This window comes from Streptomyces sp. NPDC033165 (genome assembly GCF_055577965.1).
In genome coordinates, this window is the sequence record NZ_JBVIPK010000004.1 from 187,233 (window position 1) to 204,586 (window position 17,354).

10 protein-coding genes and 2 pseudogenes are annotated in these 17,354 nt (G+C 68.6%); 8 read left to right on the forward strand and 4 right to left on the reverse strand.

From position 1 onward, the window contains the following. Window positions 1-15: 15 nt before the first annotated feature. Window positions 16-3,621 carry a BREX-2 system adenine-specific DNA-methyltransferase PglX gene (gene pglX / locus ACZ5WC_RS12040; RefSeq protein WP_468540685.1) on the reverse strand — a complete coding sequence of 1,202 codons (3,606 nt, stop codon included), beginning with the start codon at window positions 3,619-3,621 and terminating at the stop codon, window positions 16-18. Beyond that, the gene (gene pglW / locus ACZ5WC_RS12045; RefSeq protein WP_468540686.1) at window positions 3,618-8,297 is read right to left on the reverse strand and encodes a BREX system serine/threonine kinase PglW; all 4,680 of its coding nucleotides are present in this window, start codon (window positions 8,295-8,297) and stop codon (window positions 3,618-3,620) included. The genes pglX and pglW overlap by 4 nt, the downstream gene beginning before the upstream one ends. A 212-nt stretch (window positions 8,298-8,509) precedes the next feature. On the opposite strand from pglW, the gene ACZ5WC_RS12050 reads away from it, so the two are divergent. The 4 genes and pseudogenes from ACZ5WC_RS12050 (at window position 8,510) to ACZ5WC_RS12065 (ending at window position 12,879) form a co-directional block, all read left to right on the forward strand. Next, window positions 8,510-8,674, forward strand: coding sequence for a hypothetical protein (locus ACZ5WC_RS12050; protein ID WP_468540687.1), 165 nt, complete (start codon window positions 8,510-8,512; stop codon window positions 8,672-8,674). 464 nt (window positions 8,675-9,138) lie between these two features. After that, window positions 9,139-11,397, forward strand: a complete 2,259-nt coding sequence (locus tag ACZ5WC_RS12055) for a M9 family metallopeptidase (RefSeq protein ID WP_468540688.1) — start codon at window positions 9,139-9,141, stop codon at window positions 11,395-11,397. Between the two features lie 471 nt (window positions 11,398-11,868). Continuing rightward, window positions 11,869-12,063, forward strand: a pseudogene (locus tag ACZ5WC_RS12060) (proline racemase family protein); the annotation flags it as partial. 111 nt (window positions 12,064-12,174) lie between these two features. Beyond that, window positions 12,175-12,879, forward strand: a complete 705-nt coding sequence (locus ACZ5WC_RS12065; protein ID WP_468540689.1) for a GntR family transcriptional regulator — start codon at window positions 12,175-12,177, stop codon at window positions 12,877-12,879. 52 nt (window positions 12,880-12,931) lie between these two features. Here ACZ5WC_RS12065 and ACZ5WC_RS12070 read toward each other — a convergent pair whose 3' ends face one another. After that, window positions 12,932-13,300 carry a hypothetical protein gene (locus tag ACZ5WC_RS12070; protein ID WP_468540690.1) on the reverse strand — a complete coding sequence of 123 codons (369 nt, stop codon included), beginning with the start codon at window positions 13,298-13,300 and terminating at the stop codon, window positions 12,932-12,934. 230 nt (window positions 13,301-13,530) lie between these two features. On the opposite strand from ACZ5WC_RS12070, the pseudogene ACZ5WC_RS12075 reads away from it, so the two are divergent. Further along, a pseudogene (locus tag ACZ5WC_RS12075) lies at window positions 13,531-13,665 on the forward strand (helix-turn-helix domain-containing protein); the annotation flags it as partial. A gap of 133 nt (window positions 13,666-13,798) precedes the next feature. After that, window positions 13,799-14,335 carry an MmyB family transcriptional regulator gene (locus ACZ5WC_RS12080; protein WP_468540691.1) on the forward strand — a complete coding sequence of 179 codons (537 nt, stop codon included), beginning with the start codon at window positions 13,799-13,801 and terminating at the stop codon, window positions 14,333-14,335. Window positions 14,336-14,493: 158 nt separating this feature from the next. Here the strand turns inward: ACZ5WC_RS12080 and ACZ5WC_RS12085 are convergent, their stop codons facing one another. Then, window positions 14,494-14,718: a hypothetical protein gene (locus ACZ5WC_RS12085; protein WP_468540692.1), complete on the reverse strand. Its 225-nt coding sequence runs from the start codon at window positions 14,716-14,718 to the stop codon at window positions 14,494-14,496. A gap of 320 nt (window positions 14,719-15,038) precedes the next feature. On the opposite strand from ACZ5WC_RS12085, the gene ACZ5WC_RS12090 reads away from it, so the two are divergent. After that, complete coding sequence (locus tag ACZ5WC_RS12090; RefSeq protein ID WP_468540693.1) at window positions 15,039-16,007, forward strand: hypothetical protein; 969 nt, start codon at window positions 15,039-15,041, stop codon at window positions 16,005-16,007. Window positions 16,008-16,125: 118 nt separating this feature from the next. Then, complete coding sequence (locus tag ACZ5WC_RS12095) at window positions 16,126-17,181, forward strand: iron-siderophore ABC transporter substrate-binding protein (RefSeq protein ID WP_468540694.1); 1,056 nt, start codon at window positions 16,126-16,128, stop codon at window positions 17,179-17,181. The last annotated feature ends 173 nt before the right edge of the window (window positions 17,182-17,354 follow it).

The following is a 17,354-nucleotide window of genomic DNA, read 5'->3' on the forward strand; positions in this document are numbered from 1 at the left end:
GTCTTTGGGTGCGGGCTACTTCCTCTTGGCACCCCGCTTGAAGGCGACTGGCCGCCATGCGCGCAGATCGTCGTCGGTGAGCCCGTTCTCGCCCTGGACCATCTGCCGGTCGCCCCGGAAGTAGGTGGCGGGGGAGGAGCTGAAGGTGGCGTCGAACTCGTTGTGCCACTGGTCGAGCCAGGGTTGGAGTTCGAGCAGACCCGCGAGGAACGGGGCCAGCTCTTCGGCGGTCAGGGCCTCGTGTGACGCGATGTACGCGTCGAGCGCGTACGCCTGCTCACGGTGATCCCAGCCGGCCCAGCCGTACAGCTCGGGCGTGGCCGCGTTGCTCTGCCCGTACGAGATGAACCGCTCCTTGGGCACGTCCAGCTTGCCGCGCGCTTTCCAGAAGGAGGGCCGCAGGAAGTCGGCGGAGGTGTACTTCGGCGGTACGGGGATGGTGTCCCGGATCTTCCGCTTGGCCAGCTCGTCCGGCGCCGCGTCCTCCTGCCGCTGAAGATCCCACACGTGCTCCCAGTCCGCTCGCTTCTTGAGCCCGGAGGGCTTGTAGCGCAGGGCGGCGAGGAACGGCACGTGCTCACCGGTCATCAGCTCAGCAACGACGGTGTGGAGTTCCTTGTGCGGCTCGTAGATCTTGGCGACGGAGACGAAGTCCCCGTCGCGGGAGAGAACATCGGTGAGACGGGAGAGAGTGACGAGGACTGGCATGTCGTTCTCGTCGAACCAGTGATCGCGCTTCTCGATCCGATCCAGCAACCAGGAGTAGAGGGCCTTCTGCTGAAGGGCGTCCCAGCCTTCCGTAGCCCAGCGACGCTTGTACTCTGGCCGCTCGACCATGCCGATGGCACGGCTTGATTCGATAGCATCGATGCGCCTTTGTACGACGTCACGGTAGGCAGCAGGCCAGTGGGTCGGAATTTCGGTGACAGGGGTGAACTTGTGATTATGGTGCTCGAACCAGGTGGTGTTTGCTTCTCTTCTTTGGGCCCTGCGTGCCAGAACTATAGCAAAGGCGCGTTCGGATGCTGAAATTTTGGGAACTTGATTGACGGGCACCGTCATCGAATTGTCTAGCAGGCCATAAATTGCGTAAACCTGCCAGTCCAATTCTTCCTGCAGAGCAATCATTTCAGTTCGAATAGATTTCCACAGGGCTCGGCCGCTTTGCAGATCGCTTGCGCAAGGTGTTCCTGAAGAAACAAGCGCATTAGGGGCGCTGGCGGAGAGGCTTTTGGAAAGTGAATTTATGGCAGCAGCCAGAACTGTTGGGTAAGTATCTGGGAGTGGGAACTCCTCGAGTTTAGTTCCTGTGAATTCGAATCGATGCTCCCAGGGTTCGTCGGCACCAGCAATCTCTGCACCGGGTCGACCCTTGTCATGGCTAACTTGCCGCAACCAGAAGCCTGCAGTAGAGCTATTGAGCAGGCCGAGTAGATTTACGTAGTCTTCTTCGCTTGCTCCATCCTTCAACTTGATAACCGGAGCCGTTTGCTTAAATGTAAGACCGCCCTGGGTGAGGGCGAAGTGATTGTGAGTCGCGACGAATGGGAAGGAGATTCCGAGTGGAGCGGAATAGCGCTCAGGGTGCCAGCGGCTCCACTCGAACCATGTCAAACCGATTTCGTCGTGCGTTCCTCCTGGTTCGCGACGGGTGCGAAGAAGGGATCGATAGCCCCACAGTAGCGGTGCGAAATCTTCGGCCAGCTCGGGCTTAAGCGTGTCTCCATAGGGGAAAATAGTTTCGATACTGCCTTGGATGTTCCATTCGCGAACTGCATCACCGCCGATCAAGGGAATGCTATGAGAACTGGAAACGCCGTAGCGCTTCCAGGTGCCCAATGGTGCGAAGTATGCGTCGTCGCTGCCGGTGTGTCCATATCTACCGATAACTCGCTGAATTTGGCCGAGCTTCCCTGTCTTCGCTGATTCAATTCTCTCATTCAGCTCTAGTCCGCCGTCGGTGAGAATCCAAGGTTGCTTCGCAAAATAGCGGTCTCTTGCCAAATCATCCACGGAAGCCCATTGGCTAATGGACCCTGGCGTGTCGATCTGATCAACGATGGCTCGCCATACAAGCCCATCCTCGCCTCGCTCCGGCGCGGAAGGCTCGCTCTGGACGCTCCGCACAGTTCGGATGGACGCGGTGCGTCCCACTCCGTCGCGGCGTTTGCCGACCAAAATTACGGTTGGTGTGCCATGTCCGGGGATGTAAGCGCCCGACGTGTCAATCACCTCGGTCAGCTCGACTTTGTGTGCGAAATACTCCTCGATGAGTTTGGAGCCAAACTCGCGCTTCATGAACGAATTTGCTGTGATCTGGCCGACCAGCCCGAAGCCGCGACCATCGGCATCACCGATTTTTGCCAACTCGAAGAATCGTTGAGCGAATGGCACGGACAGCGCATACTGCAACGAGCAAGCGTCGTACAATTCTTTATAAAGTTTATTCAGTCCCTGATCCTTTACCTGAACATAGGGGGGGTTTCCCGCCACTACGTGGTACTTTCCCTGCTGCAGAATCCCAGGATGGTCGTGCACGTCCTCGGTGGCGTAAGCGAACGAGGCCAGCTCATCCTCGCCCTCCTCATCTCCATCCAGCGTCAGGTCCAGCTCCAACTGCCGAGCCTTGATCAGCGAGTCCCCCACCGCCAAGTGAATCGGCCACTCAAACTGGGCTGCCTCCCCCAGCGTCCGCACCCCGCTAGCCGCCATAGCCGCCACCAGCAGCCGGAACCGCGCCACCGCCACCGCGAACGGGTTCAGGTCCACCCCGTGGACCGAGTCCAGCGCAGCGGCCACCCGCTCATGCACATCCCGCCCCGGCTGCCCGTCCGCCCACAGCCGCACCAGCCGCCGGAACGCGCCCAGCACGAAGTGCCCCGACCCGCACGTGGGGTCGATCATCTTCAGGCCCTCGTACCCGAACTCCCTTACCGCCGGGGTCATCGTCCGGTCGAGGATGAACTCCTCCACGAACTCCGGTGTCTGGAGCAGCGCGTACGTCTTCCGGGCCGCCTCGCTCAGGTCCTGGTACAGGTCACCCAGGAAGCGGGTGTCCCAGCCCTTCGTGCCGTCGCCGTCCTTCTCCAGCGGGTCCGTGAAGTCGTGGACGAGCACGCCCTCCTCGTCCCGGGCGCGCCAGAAGTCGACCAGGTCGCGGGCCCCGTCGTGCGACAGCGGGATCTGGAACAGCGGGTTGTGCTTCTTGTCGAAGAGCAGCTGGCCCGCCTGGCCCGCGCCCAGTTCCTCGAACGCCGTCTCCAGCCAGCCCCGGTACGTCGGGTCGTCCGACGTGGACACGTAGTCCTCGAAGCGGGCGAGCGCCAGGTCGCGGCGGTCGTCCTCCGGGGCCGTCAGGTACGGCTCCGGGATCAGGCGGTTGTCCTCGCAGAAGCGGACGAACACCGTGCCCAGCACCCACGCCACCGCGACCTGCGTGACGCGTTCGTCGAGCCAGGAGTTCCAGGTCGCCGCCGTACGGCCCAGCTTCCGGGCCCGGTCGTACTCGGCGCGCAGCCGCGTACCCACATCGGTCACGGCCTTCACCTGCTGGGACAGGTCCGTCTCGGCCGCCTTGACCTGCTGCTTCAGGTCGTTCAACAGAGCCTTGCGGTCGATCACTTGGTTTCCCCCTGGTGTTGCCGGATGCCGCTCCTGGCGGCGGGTACGGACCGGTGGACGTCGTCCACCCACGCGTCCGGAAGTTCGATCCACTCGCCCAGGCCCGCCTGATAGGCGACCGCGACCTGGCCGAGCTTCGGCTCGCGGGCCGGGTCGCCCTGCGGGACCAGCAGCCACAGCCCCCGCCCGCCATGGCGTGCCGCCTGCGCCAGCCGGTCCAGGACGCCCATCGCGTCGTACCGGGCGAAGACGTTCGCGTCCGTCAGCAGCACCGGCGGCGTCCCGGGGCCGCCCTCCGCCAGCAGTTCCCGTACACGCGGTTCGACCGAGCCCCACGCGGTACGTGCGTACTCGGCGAACTTCACCGCGCCCCGGTGCCCCGGTTCCGCCGCGTCCGCCTTCAGCAGCGTCTCCCACGTCGGCTTCGTGCCCGGCGGGACCAGCGCGCGCAGGGCGTCCAGGAACACCTGCGTCGCCGACACCGCGTGTGCGCCCAGCGCGCCCTCCCCGGTCTCGCGCGCCAGGGACCGTACCGCCTTCGGCGACAGGTCCTGGCGTACCGTCAGAACCCGGTAACCGTCCCTGCGGGCCGAGGCGACGAGGCGCTCGTCGGTGCGTACCGCGGCTGCCACCAGCGGATCGTCCGCGTAGCGCGTGACCGCGCCCAGGTTCGTCGAGCGGCCCCAGCTGTCCGTGGTGAGGTAGCTGGACGCCGCGTCCATCCGCGTCGGGAGATAGCGCAGCGTCCCGGTGTCCTCGCGGGTGGCGAGGGTCAGCTCGAAGCCCGCTTCCCGCAGTGCCTTCGTCAGCGGGCCCGCTGTCGGCAGGTCGGCGGTCGTGCCGCCCCGGCCGTCCGGCACGACCAGCTCCGGGAAGCGTGCCCGTACGCGCTCGTGCACGTCGTCGCCGGTGATCCCCGGCTGCCGTGCCTCCGGCGATCCCGGGATCAGGCGCACCAGACCGGCCTGGGTCAGGCGCAGCGCGCGTACCAGGTCGAGGTCGCGGGGGTAGATCTCGAGGCGGGGGGTGGCCGCAGCGTTCTCCGAGGCGGCGGCGGCCAGCTCCACCAGGCGGCGTTCGTCCCACTCCACCGTCCCCGGTGGCGGGGCGACCGCCGCCAGTTCGCCGAGGACCGTCGTCGCCGTCGGCAGGGTGTCCAGCTCCGCCAGGCTGCCCGCCTTTTTGCCCAGCCGGGTCGCGTAGTCGAGGAGGCCCGGGGCCGTCGGGGTGTCCGGAGGGTCGCCCGGCGTCCCCGCCTCCTCGTCCGGCTCCCGGACGTCCAGGGCCAGCAGACCCGCGCCGAGGGACTCGTCGGTGGCCCCGCGGTTCGCCTGGTGCTGGAACTGGGCGCTCTCCGGGTCGAACTGCTCCAGCTCCACCACGGCCCGAACCGCCGCCAGCGCCAGCGCCCGGCGCTGCTCCCGCTCGGACAGCTGCGTACCGCGCCGCACCGCGAGGGCGTCAGCGATCTCCGAGGCGGACGCGATCCGACCCAGCCCCTTCAGGAGATCCATGATCTCGGCGCGCAGCGCCTGAACCGCCGGGTCCTTCCTCCAGCGCTTCCGCTCTTCCTTGAGCATCTGGTAGACGCGCTGCGGGGTGATGCCCACCAGCTCGGCGACGTCCTTGGGCCGGGGCCAGACTCCGATGTCCGGCAGGACACCGCGCTCGTTCGGCAGGCGCAGCAGCAGGCGGACCATCTCCACCTTGTTGCTGTTGGAACCGTTGTTGTTCAGTTCCGGGACCAGGATCGTGGCGAGCGTGTCCAGGCTGACCGAGCGGAGTGCTGCACTAGACAGCCCCGCCGCCTTGCCGTCCGTGGCGAGGGCGTCGAGCACCGCCGTCTCGCCCGAGGTGAGCTGCGCCAGCTCCTCCTTGGCCTCCGCACGGCCCCGGGCCGTCAGCGGTGAGACTGGCGCCTCGCGCAGTAGCTCGCCCCATTCCCGCTGACGGCGCTGCACCTCGCCCCGGGTCTTCGCCCCGAGCCCCGGCGCGTTGACGAGCTTGCGGCGGCTGTAGTCCAGGAGACCGCCGACCGTGGTGATGCCCAGGTTGTAGAGGAAGGACTGGGCGGCCTCGGTGAGCCCGGCCGCCGAGAGGTGGGTCTCGCGGGTGACGTCCTTGGCGGCCCGGTCGCGCTGCTGCTCCGCGCTGAGCGGCTCGGCGTCCGCGATGGCGGGCCGGCCAGCCTCTTCGGAGACGGGGGTCGGGGTGCCGGTGGGGCGGGAGAAGCTGGACGGAACGGTCTGCGAGGCGTCCAGGAAGATCTTCCGCCATGCGTCCCGCATCGGCTTCAGCTCGGGGTAGCGCAGGGAGGCGTCCCGATGGAGGGCCTTCTGGAAGAACGCGACCAGTCCGTCCCGTACCGCCGGCTCGAACGCGTCGGCCGCGACCGTCGGGTGGGGGAACTCCTTGTGGTCGGTCTGGCGGGGCAGGACCGAGCCGTCCCCCCACTTGGGCAGTTCGCCGGAGGCCATCTGGTGCAGGGTGACCGCGACGGCGTACCGCTCCGCGTGCGAGTCGTAGGCCGTACGCGTCAGCGTGCCGATGAACGGGTCCAGGTAGCCGTCCGTGCCCGCCTCGTACTCCCGTGCCGGGTAACCGGCCAGCGAGAAGTCGATCAGGACCAGCTCGCGCGTGCGGTTCGGGCGGACCCGGATCGCGATGTTGTCGGGCTTGATGTCCCGGTGCCAGACGCCCTCGCCCTCCAGGAAGTCGACCGCGCCGAACAGATACTCCCCGTACGCCTCCAACTGATCGACCTGAAGACGCCCGCTGTCGCGGAGCTGGCGGGCCACGGTCTCCTGCCGGCGCCGGGTGCGCTTGCCGCCTGACTCCGTGCTCTCCGCGTCGTCGTCCCGCTCGTCGCCCACGTATTCCAGGGCGAGCAGCGTCCGCTCCGCGATCCGCAGGGGCTCCGGCTCGACGAGGCGGATGACGCGTGAGTCCGGGCGCAGCCGCCCCATGACCTCCGCCTCCCGGCGGAGCACATCGCCGCGGCCGTCAGAAAGGGCCACTTTCAGGACGGCCAGCGGCCGGGTGCCGCGCGCCGCTGCCTCCAGGTCCCGGACCAGGAAGGCGCGGCTCGTCGAACCCGTACCGAGGCGTCGGCGGACCTCCCAGCGCCCGCCCAGGACATCCCCGGCGACGGCTTCCAGCGGGTCCTTCTCCGGGGTCTCGGTCACGGGTGAGGTGGACGGGGCAGTGAGCGCGTCCTCGACCAGCTCCAGCATCTCCAGGAACTCGTCGACCGTGGAGAGCCGGTGCTCCGGGCGGTAGGCGGTCGCCAACTGCACCAGTTCGTCGATGTCCTCAGAGAGACCGTCCACCAGCGAACTGGGCCGCAGCCCCTCGCCCGCCTCAAGCCGGGCCAGCAGCTCGGCCTGGCTCGCGGCGGGCGCTCTGCCGGTGACCAGGAGGTAGGTCAGGACGCCGAGCCCGTACACGTCCAGATACACCGGGTCCGCGCTCGGGGCCCGCAGTTCGGGGGCGAGATAGGCGTCCGAGCCCTCGGCGAGGTGCGTCGTGGACAGCGCGGTCGGGGCGAGCCGGGTCGAACCGGGTGCCGTGCCGCTCTGCTGTGTGGCGATCTGCCAGTCGGAGATCTGGAGCTTGGGGGCCAGCCAGGCGGCCTCCTCGCCCAGATCGTGATCCCGTCGCCCCCGGTCACGGGGTACGACGTGCACCGAGCGGGCCGCCAGCGCCCGGTGGAAGATCCGGCTGGAGTGAGCGGAGCGCATGGTCTCCGCCAGCTGGCGCACCAAGGCCATCCGGCCGAGGATGTCGAGCTTCTCGCCGTACTGGAGCAGGTACTCGTCCAGGCGCAGGGTTTGCGGGTGGTAGTCGAAGATCAACGCGGGCCCCGCCGAGTGACCCGACGGGTTGTACTGCTTGAGCTGCACCACACCGAGATGCTGGAACCTCTGCAGCACCGCGGCCTCGCGCCGGGCCGCGTTCTCCACCGACCGGCGAATGGTGGCGTCCGAACCGCGCTCCCGTAGGTAGACGCGGACCCGGGCGGTCTCCGGCAGCTCACTGTGCTCGGCCAGGTAGTCAGCCCAGGTCGGCCCGGTGTCGAAGGACTTCCGCTTCAGCTCGTACGGACCGACCTTGAACTCGGCATCACTCTTGCGGATGCCGACACGGTCCAGCGCGTTCTTGATATCCCGGGAACCGGGTGCGGTGATCCGGCGGCGCTCGTCGCGCGGCGGCTGCTCGAGCATGGTGACCAACTCGTCGACGGTGTACACGCCGTTCTGGTCGTTGGCCGGGAGCCGGATGCGCAGAGAGCCTTCGGTGAAGCAGACGGCCTCGCCCACCCACACCCGCCTGCCGTGCTGGCCCAGCAGGCCGGCCAGCTCCTTCGCCTTCTTGTCGACCAGATGCAGCGGGTTGCCGTGCGGGATGCGGCGTCCGTTCGGTGCGGTCTGGACCCACGTGCCGTTCTCGCTGGTGAGGGAGCCGTGCCAGTTCTTCAGTTCGATCATGCAGACGCCGCCGGGGGCGACGACGAGCAGATCTACCTCACGGACGTGGCCGCTGTTCGCGGTGAAGGTGAAGTTCGACCACGCCCGCCACGGATCGGAGTCCGGCAACTGCTCGCGGATGGCCTTCAGCCCACGCCGCTCGTGATCGAACTCGGACTCGGTGACCGTGGTCCACCGGCCTTCTCGCATGCGCTGTCCCCACCCGTTGGTTTCCGTGTCCCCTTGGTTACACCCGGTCGGCTCGTCGTGTCGAGTGAGCCGGTGGTTGAGGCACCCGGGAGAAGAAATCCTAACGGCGTCGTTCGTGGTCAGGGGCGGCCGCATCGCGCCGCTGCTACCTGCGGGCGCCGATGTGCCGGCACGTTCCAATGCCGACCGCTGTGACCGGCGCCCCTGTCGCCGTGGCTGTCCTCCTGACGGACTTCGCACGGGGCTGCCGGGCCGAACGGGCACAGCCACGGGCCGTTCTGGCGGGGCTGACGCAACAACTGGGCCGGCTCGACGACCCGGTCAAGGTGGCGGGGAAGCTGCGCAAGGCCCTGACGAAGGCCCTCACCGACAAGTAGGCCGAGTTTGTCCGGAACCGGCTGGGCCAGAGGCTGATAGCCGACTCCCCGCCGCACGGGATCGGGCCGATACGCGCTGCACGCCTCGCGGCGTAGGAGTACAGGACGGCCTTGTCCCGGGCGGTCACGTAGCTCGGCGCGAGGCGGGATCGCCGAGCGGCAGGCGGCCAGACGTTGACGGTTGCTCCTGCCCTGGCCTTCCGCCAGTCCTTTCGACCCCTCCTCCACCGGCGCGCGAAAGTCCGGCCGTACGCCTTCTCAAAAGTAGTGCTGTGTGAAATTGTACTGTCGCATGGCACCTTGCGTGCCCATGTCAAAGGTGGTTTGCGGGGTGCTGTAGCGCCGTCCATCCCATCCCCATCCCCCCACACCCGTTTCGGGTGTTCCTCCCGAGGAGGCAGCTGGTGAGACCAGCCCGGACGCGATGTCAACGCGCCCTCAGGCAAGCAGCCCTGACGCTCTGCATGTGCATGGGCCTGACCCTGCTCGGCGGCCCTGCGTACGCATCCGCCGCGCCGTCCCCGTCCCGGACGGCACCGTCCTCGTCCGTGGCCACTTCTCCGTCGGCCGCCGACAGGGCGGAGATCCCGCCCGTCGACGCGCTCAGCCGGAGCGGATCGGCCGAGCCCGAGCATGTCCGTGCCTCGGCGCTCCCGGTCGACGAGCGCGGGCCGGTTCCGGCCTCCGGCGAGGAGCGCAGACGTGACTACGACAAGCCGGTCCAGGGGGCGGCCGCGGCCGAGGCCCCCTGCGATCCGGCCGACTTCACCTCCCGCACCGGCGCCGCCCTGGTGCAGCGGATCAAGGAGTCGACCGTCGGCTGCGTCAACACCCTGTTCGGCCTGACCGGGGAGGACGCCCGACTCGCCTTCCGCGAGGCGCAGATGGTGACCGTCGCGTACGCGCTGCGCGGCGCCGCCGACTACTACCCGGGTGACGGTTCCACCGGCGTACAGCAGCTGGTGCTGTATCTGCGCGCCGGGTACTACGTGCAGTGGTACAACGAGGCGGCCGTCGGCTCCTACGGGCCCGCGCTCACGACCGCGATACGGCGCGGGCTCGACGCCTTCTTCGCCTCCCCGCGCTCCCGCGACGTCACCGACGCCAACGGCGAAACCCTCTCCGAAGCCGTCATACTCATCGACAGCGCCCGGGAGAACGCCCGCTATCTCGGCGTGGTCGAGTGGCTGCTCACCGACTACGACAGCTCGTACAACGCCCTCTGGCACATGCGCAACGCCGTGAACAGCACCTTCACCGTGCTCTTCCGCGGGCACCAGCTCCCGGCGTTCGTCACCGCCGTCACGGAGGACAGCAGTACCGTCGACACGGTGCACTCCTTCGCCTCCCGCACCCTCGGCCTGCTGGGCACCGATCACGCGTTCCTCACCACCAACGCGGGCCGCGAACTCGCCCGCTTCCTTCAGTACGACGCGCTGCGGCCCGCCGTCCGCCCGCAGGTGAAGGGGCTCCTGGGCCGGACGTCCATCACCGGCCCCACCGCCCCGCTGTGGGTGGGCCTCGCCGAGATGGCCAATCACTACGACGACGCCAACTGCGCGTACTTCGGCACCTGCGACCTCCCCGGCCGCCTGGACGATGCGGCGCTGCCCGTCCGGCACGAGTGCAGCGACAGTCTGCGCATCCGCGCCCAGGAGATGTCCGCCGGGCAGCTTGCCGCCACCTGCGCGAACCTCGCGGACCAGGACGCGTTCTTCCACGACATCGCCCGGGACGACGGGCCCGTCGCCGGGGATCTGAACACCCGCCTCGAAGTGGTCGTGTACGACTCCAGCGACGACTACGGCACGTACGCGGGCGCCATGTTCGGCATCGACACCGACAACGGCGGCATGTATCTGGAGGGCGACCCGTCCGCCGCCGGGAACCAGCCGCGCTTCATCGCGTACGAGGCCGAATGGCTGCGGCCCGACTTCCAGATCTGGAACCTCAACCACGAGTACACCCACTACCTCGACGGCCGCTTCACCATGGCCGGTGACTTCGCCGACGGGATGACCACCCCGACCGTCTGGTGGGTCGAGGGCTTCGCGGAGTACGTCTCGTACTCCTACCGCCGACTCACCTACGAGGAGGCCCTGTCCGAGGCGGGCAAGCGCACCTACCCGCTGAGCACCCTCTTCGACACCACCTACGACAACAGCGACAGCGCCCGGGTGTACCGCTGGGGCTATCTCGCGGTCCGCTACATGCTCCAGTCGCACCGCGCCGACCTGGACATCGTCCTCGGCCGCTATCGCGCCGGTGACTGGAACGCCGCCCGCACGCACCTGAAGTCCACGATCGGCACCCGGTACGACAGCGACTGGTACGACTGGCTCACGGTCTGCGCGGCGGGCGACTGCGGCGGGATCACCGACCCGCCCGGCCTCCCCGAGTGCACCCTTCCCGACACGGCCCGGCTCGACCGCGACTGCGCACGCTCCGGGATCTCCGTCCGAGCCGGGGACTACGCCTACCTGTATCTCTATGTCCCCGCCGGAACACCGCGGTTGCGCATCACCACGGCCGGGGGGACAGGCAACGCCGACCTCTACCACCGGGCGGGCAACTGGCCGAGCAAGACCGCGTACACCCACCGGTCCGCCGGGCCCGGAAACGCCGAGACGGTGACCGTGAACGCGCCCGAACCAGGCTGGCACTACGTCTCGGTCGCCGGTGAGAAGGCGGTCTCGGGGCTCGCGGTCTCCGCCGAGTACTGAGTGCGCCCTGCCCGCTGTCCGCGGTGTTGGCAGCGTCTGCGGCACGTGACATGTGACATGTGACATGTGGCATGTGGCATGTGGCATGTGGCATGTGAATGACTCGTGTGGCATGTTGCTGCCGTGCTCAAGGGGAGTCCGTGGATCTCGTCACGATCGGCGCTGGAGCCGTGGGTGCCGTAGCCGGTGGGGGGCCGTGGCTCGTGGATTCCGGAGTCCTGGGTGCCGGAGTGGCCGACGCCGCGTGTGCCTACTGCGCCGCCCGGGCCGGCCTCTCGGTGGCCGTAGTCGGCCGGGGGCCGGTCGCGGGCGGGACCAGTGGGTCCGGGGAGGGCGGCCTCCCCGTCTCGGGCAAGAGACAGCGCCGGAAACGGAGCTGGTCGGGCTCCTGCTCCACCTCTGGGGGAGCTCAGCCAAGTTCCGTCCCCGGAGACCGAGTTCGAGAACAAAGGTGGCCTCGTGGTCGTGGAAGGCCCCGAACCGCTGCATCGCGACTTCGTGAACGAGTCCTTCCTCGGTACGTCGTTCACGGGGCGGCTGGAGGAGTGCCGGGTGGCCGGTGTGCCCGTGGTCGTGCCGACCATCGCGTGGCGTGCCGGGATCACCGGAACCTCGCAGTTCCGCCACGATCCCGACGATCCGTTCCCGGCGGGGTTTCTGCTGTGACCGGCAGGATTCCGCTGGGGCCGGGCGGCCGCGGGCGAAGCCCGCTGGGGTAACGTGATATTGCACTGATCGCTCGTCGCGAAGTTCGCGTCCCGCGCCCCGGAGGATGCCGTGGTCACCTTGCAGTCGCGCAAGCTGGTGTCGCCCACCGAGAACCTCCGCGACCAGGTGGCCCACGCCCTGCGCGCCGCGCTGATCGCTGGGGAGATCAAGCCGGGCGGCGTCTATTCGGCACCGGCCCTCGCGGCGGAGTTCGGCGTGTCGCCCACCCCGGTCCGCGAGGCGATGCTCGACCTCGCCCGCGAGGGCCTGGTCGAAGCCGTACGGAACAAAGGCTTCCGGGTGACGGAGATGACCGAGCAGGACCTCGACGAGTACACGGAGATCCGTACGCTCATCGAGGTGCCCACCGTCGGCAAGGTGGTCCGCACCGCCACGCGAGAGCAGCTCGAAGCCCTGCGCCCGGGCGCCGAGGCCATCGTCGCGGCGGCCCGGGGCCACGACCTCATCGGCTACCTCGACGCCGATCGCCGATTCCACCTCGACCTGCTGGCCCTCGGCGGAAACCGACACCTCGTCTCGGTCGTCAGCGATCTGCGTAAGCGGTCCCGGCTCTACGGCCTCACCGAACTCGACGAGGCCGGGGTGCTCGTCGACTCCGCCGAGGAGCACGTGACGCTGCTCGATCTCATGATCGCGAAGGACGCGGGGGCGGCCGAGGCCCTGATGCGCCACCATCTGGAGCATGTACGGACCCTGTGGGCCAGCCGACCGCAGCCGGAGAAGCGCAGCGCGCTCACCCTGCGTCGCTCCTGAGTGGCCTGAGTGGCCTGAGTGGCCTGAGTGGCCTGAGTGGGGCCCCGCTCCGTCAGGTCCGGGTGGCGGCCGTCATCCGCCGCAGCCCGGTGTACTGGAGTGCGGCGCAGACCGTCACGATCAGTGCGCCGATCAGCATGAAGACGACCCCGAACCCGGTCAGCGGTACGAAGTCCGCGAAGGCCGTCACGACGCAGCCGACGGCGCACAGGCCGTTCACGGCGACGACGGTCCGGGCCAGGGCGGGCGGGATCACCGGGTAGCCCGCGATCAGCGCGAGCGAGGCCGCCCCGCCGATCTGGAAGATTCCGAACGCCACCGCGAAGGCCACCGGCATCCCGGTCGCGGAGCTCAGCGGCGCAGCGGCGGCGATCAACACCACACCCATCACGGCGGTGCTCACACTGTCGACACGCAACACCAGGCGCAGAAACCTCGCGGAGTCCCGTACGGCCCCCGCAGAGACGGAGGCGGAGGCAGGTGTCGACGCGGGTGCGGGCGCGGCTGAGGGTGAGGGTGCGGATGAGGGTGCGGCGGACGGCGAAAGGGCGTGCGTCATCACGGATCTCCTTCGTGCGGTGGGGTGATGACACCGTGTCATGGACCCGGCCCCGACTCCATGACTTCCCAGGTCATGGATACGGTGGGGCCATGGACACCGAAGAGAGGCCGCGCGTAGGCCTGTTGCTCCGCGAGTGGCGGCGACGCCGGGGGCTCAGCCAGCTCGATCTCGCCCTGAGGGCGGGCTCCTCGACCCGGCACCTCTCCTACGTGGAGACCGGCCGGGCCCGCCCCGGCCGGGAGATGGTCCTGCGGCTCGCCGAGCATCTCGACATCCCCCCTGCGCGACCGCAACGGCCTTCTCCTGGCGGCTGGTTACGCCCCCGCCTACCGGGAGTCGCCGCTCGACAGCGAGCGCATGACGATGGTCCGGTCCGCGGTGAAGGTGATGCTGACGGGGCACGAGCCCTTCCCTGCCGTCGCGATCGACCGGATCTGGAACATCGTCGCGAGCAACGACGCGATGAACATCCTGCTCGGTGTCGTGCCCCCGCATCTGACGGAGTCCGGGGGCAACGTGATGCGCCTGATCCTCCACCCGGAGGGACTGGCCTCCCAGTGCCTGAACTTCGCCCAGGTCCGCGCCCACGCCCTCGGCAGGCTGAAGCACCAGGCCAACACCACCGGCCACCGCGACCTGCGGGAGCTCTACGAGGAGGTGTCCGGCTACCCGGACCCGCCGGACCTCGACCCTGACCCCGGCCCGGTGGACCCGACGGGCATCGTCGTCCCGCTGCGCATCCGTACACCGCTCGGCGACATGGCGTTCCTCAGCACGATCGCCACCTTCGGAGCCCCCGCCGATGTGACCCTCTCGGAGCTCGCGGTGGAGTCGTTCTTCCCGATGGACGATCAGACGGACACCCTGCTCCGCGCGCTGGCGGGAGGCCGGTAGCGACGTAACGCCAGTGACGACGTACACCAGTGACGACGTACACCAGTGACGACGTACACCAGTGACGGCGTACGCCGTAACGACGTAGGCAACTAGCCACGCACGACGGTAGCGACGCACGCCAGTAACGGCGTACCTCGGTAGCCTCGGTAGCGGCGTCAGTAACGGCGCGGACCAGAACCCGAGCCGGGCCCCCCGTGCGGATGGGCCCGGAAGTCGCGCCCGTTGCTGCGCATCTGCTGTGCCCGCAACCGGGCCTCCTGCTCGATCAGCAGCCCGTCCGCGTTGTCCGTGGGGCCGCGCCGTCCTCGCCGGACCAGCACCACAGCGCAGAGTGCGGACAAGCTGCCCACCCCGGCCACCAGAGCGACGAAAGCCCCCATGGAATCCCCCTGTTCCGGCTGTTCCGCGCCTCCGCCATCACTGCGAGCGAAACCGCTGCCATCGATGCCTCTCCTGCTCGAACATATCTTCTCGCAGGGCGAGCTGGCGTGGGCCTTGAACGCGTCCACCGGACGAACAGCACGACGGCGTGTTTCCTCCTGCATGAGCATGTACCCCTTGGGGGTATGGGCAGAAGGCCTCTGCGCATACCTCCAGGATGTATCCATCACCAGAGCTCGACCCCGCTTGACTGTATACCCCCAGGGGGTATGGTTGGAGGTGTGGTCGCGCCCCAGCGGCCTCGACGAGGGAGTGGGTCATGAATACCGGGCTCAAGGTCACGGCCTTCGCGGCGGCGCTCGCGGCGACCTTCGGGGCGGCGTACGCGGTGGGCAGCGCGCTGGACCCCGCGATCGCCGAGAAGGGGCCGCCCCCGCACGGCGAGGCTCACGGCGCGAAGGGGGCGCCGAAGGGTGAAGGGGCTCAGGGGGAGAAGCGGGAGGCGGCTGAGCTCCCGGGCGGGTTGCGGATCTCGGAGGGCGGCTTCGCCCTCGATCTCAGGACGCCGAGGGTCGAGGCGGGCAAGGAGGCGGTGCTGCGCTTCGCCGTCGTGGAGGAGGACACCTTCCGCAACGTGACCGCGTTCCGCAGTGAGCACGGCACGGAGCTGCGCCTGATCGTCGCGTCGAACGACCTGGCGACCTACCGGCACCTGCACCCGGTCCGGGCCGCCGACGGCACCTGGTCCGCGCCCGTCGAGCTGCCGGAGGCCGGCGGCTACCGCGTCTTCGCCGAGTTCACCCCGGACGTGAAGAACGCCGGGGGCCTCATCCTCGGCGCGGACCTCTCCGTCGCGGGCGACGCGCGGCCCGTGGCGCTGCCGCGTGCCGAGAAGGTGGTGACCGTCGACGGGTACGAGGTCACCCTCGACGGCGCCCTGCGCCCGGGGGCGGGCACCGAGCTGAAGCTCAACGTCGAGAAGGGCGGCAAGCCTGTCACCGACCTCCAGCCCTACCTCGGTGCGTACGGGCATGTCGTGGCCCTGCGCTCCGGCGACCTCGCCCATCTGCACGTCCACCCGAACGGAGAGCCGGGCGACGGCCGGACGGAGCCGGGTCCGGAGATCTCCTTCACCGCGACGGCCCCGAGCAAGGGCGCCTATCGACTCTTCCTCGACTTCCAGCACGAGGGCAAGGCCCGTACGGCTGCCTTCACCGTCCACGCCGGAAAGGCCGCCGCCGGGAATCCGGCCCCGGAGGACGGCGAGTCCGCCCCGCACGAGCACTGACAGGCGGACTGTGGGAGGGGGCTGGAGAGGGTTTGGAGGGGGGGTCTGTTGGAAGTGGCGAATCCTCTAGCTTAGGCTTGCCTAACTTTCACTCGTTCGGCCAACCTGAGGACCCTCCATGCTCGGCTCCACCCGCGTGCGTCGCCACACCCTCGCCGCTTCGGCCACCGCCGTCGCTCTCGCCGTCGCCCTGACCGGCTGCTCATCGGACAGCGGCAGCGACAAGGACAAGGACGGGGCCAAGGACACGGCGAAGAGCGGCGGCGCCTTCCCCGTCTCGATCAAGAGCTCGCTCGGCACCGCGAAGATCGAGGAGAAGCCCGAACGCATCGTCACCCTCGGCCAGGGCTCCGCCGAGACCGCGATAGCCCTCGGCCAGACCCCGGTCGGCATCGAGAGCTACCCGTGGGGCAGCGACAAGTCCGGCTACCTCCCCTGGATCAACGAAGCCGTGAAGAAGTCCGGCGACAAGCTGCCCAAGCAGTTCGCCGGCGGCGAGGAGATCGACTTCGAAGCGATCACCGAGCTTGAGCCGGACGTCATCCTCGCCCCCTGGTCGGGCCTCACCCAGAAGCAGTACGACGTCCTCAAGGACATCGCCCCCACGGTCGCCTACCCGGACCAGGCGTGGAGCACCGACTGGGACGAGCAGATCGACATCATCGGCAAGGCGCTGGGCCGGACGGAGGACACCGACGGCCTCAAGACGAAGATCGAGAAGCAGCTCGCCGACGCCGCGGCCACCCGGCCGAACTACAAGGACGTCACCTTCTCCTACATCTACAACTCCGGCCCCGGAACCCTCGGCGTCTTCAAGCCCGAGGAGCAGCGCGTCAAGATGGTCTCCTCGCTCGGCCTGAAGGTCGACCCGGTCGTCAACGGCTTCAAGGAGACCCCCGGCACCGACTCGGCCCTCATCGGCCTGGAGAACGCCGAGAAGCTGAAGGACAGTGACCTGATCTTCACGTTCTACACGGACGAGAAGAACCGCAAGGAGATCGAGGGCCAGAAGCTGTACGGCGCGATCCCCGCGATCAAGAAGGGCGCCGTCGTCGCGAGCAACGACAACTCCTTCGTCACCGCTTCCTCGATCATCAACCCGCTGACCGTGCCGTGGACGATCGACCGCTACCTGCCGCTGATCGACGAGGCTGTCAAGAAGGCCGGCAAGTAACCCCGTCCGGGTATCCGATCCACCAAGGCCACAAGGCACACTTCACTCTCATGCCTACCACCACGGTCGCACCGCCGAGGGGGGGGGGGGGGGGGGGGGGGGGGGGGGGGGGGGGGGGGGGGGGGGTTGTGTTGGGGGGGGGGGGGGGGGGGGGGGGGGGGGGGCGGGGAGGG

Coding starts and splice junctions, on each gene's coding strand:
- pglW (WP_468540686.1), bottom strand. CDS start 8,297: ATGCGAGAAGGCCGGTGGACCACGGTCACCGAGTCCGAGTTCGATCAC.
- ACZ5WC_RS12055 (WP_468540688.1), top strand. CDS start 9,139: ATGTGCATGGGCCTGACCCTGCTCGGCGGCCCTGCGTACGCATCCGCC.
- ACZ5WC_RS12080 (WP_468540691.1), top strand. CDS start 13,799: ATGACGATGGTCCGGTCCGCGGTGAAGGTGATGCTGACGGGGCACGAG.
- ACZ5WC_RS12085 (WP_468540692.1), bottom strand. CDS start 14,718: ATGGGGGCTTTCGTCGCTCTGGTGGCCGGGGTGGGCAGCTTGTCCGCA.
- ACZ5WC_RS12090 (WP_468540693.1), top strand. CDS start 15,039: ATGAATACCGGGCTCAAGGTCACGGCCTTCGCGGCGGCGCTCGCGGCG.
- ACZ5WC_RS12095 (WP_468540694.1), top strand. CDS start 16,126: ATGCTCGGCTCCACCCGCGTGCGTCGCCACACCCTCGCCGCTTCGGCC.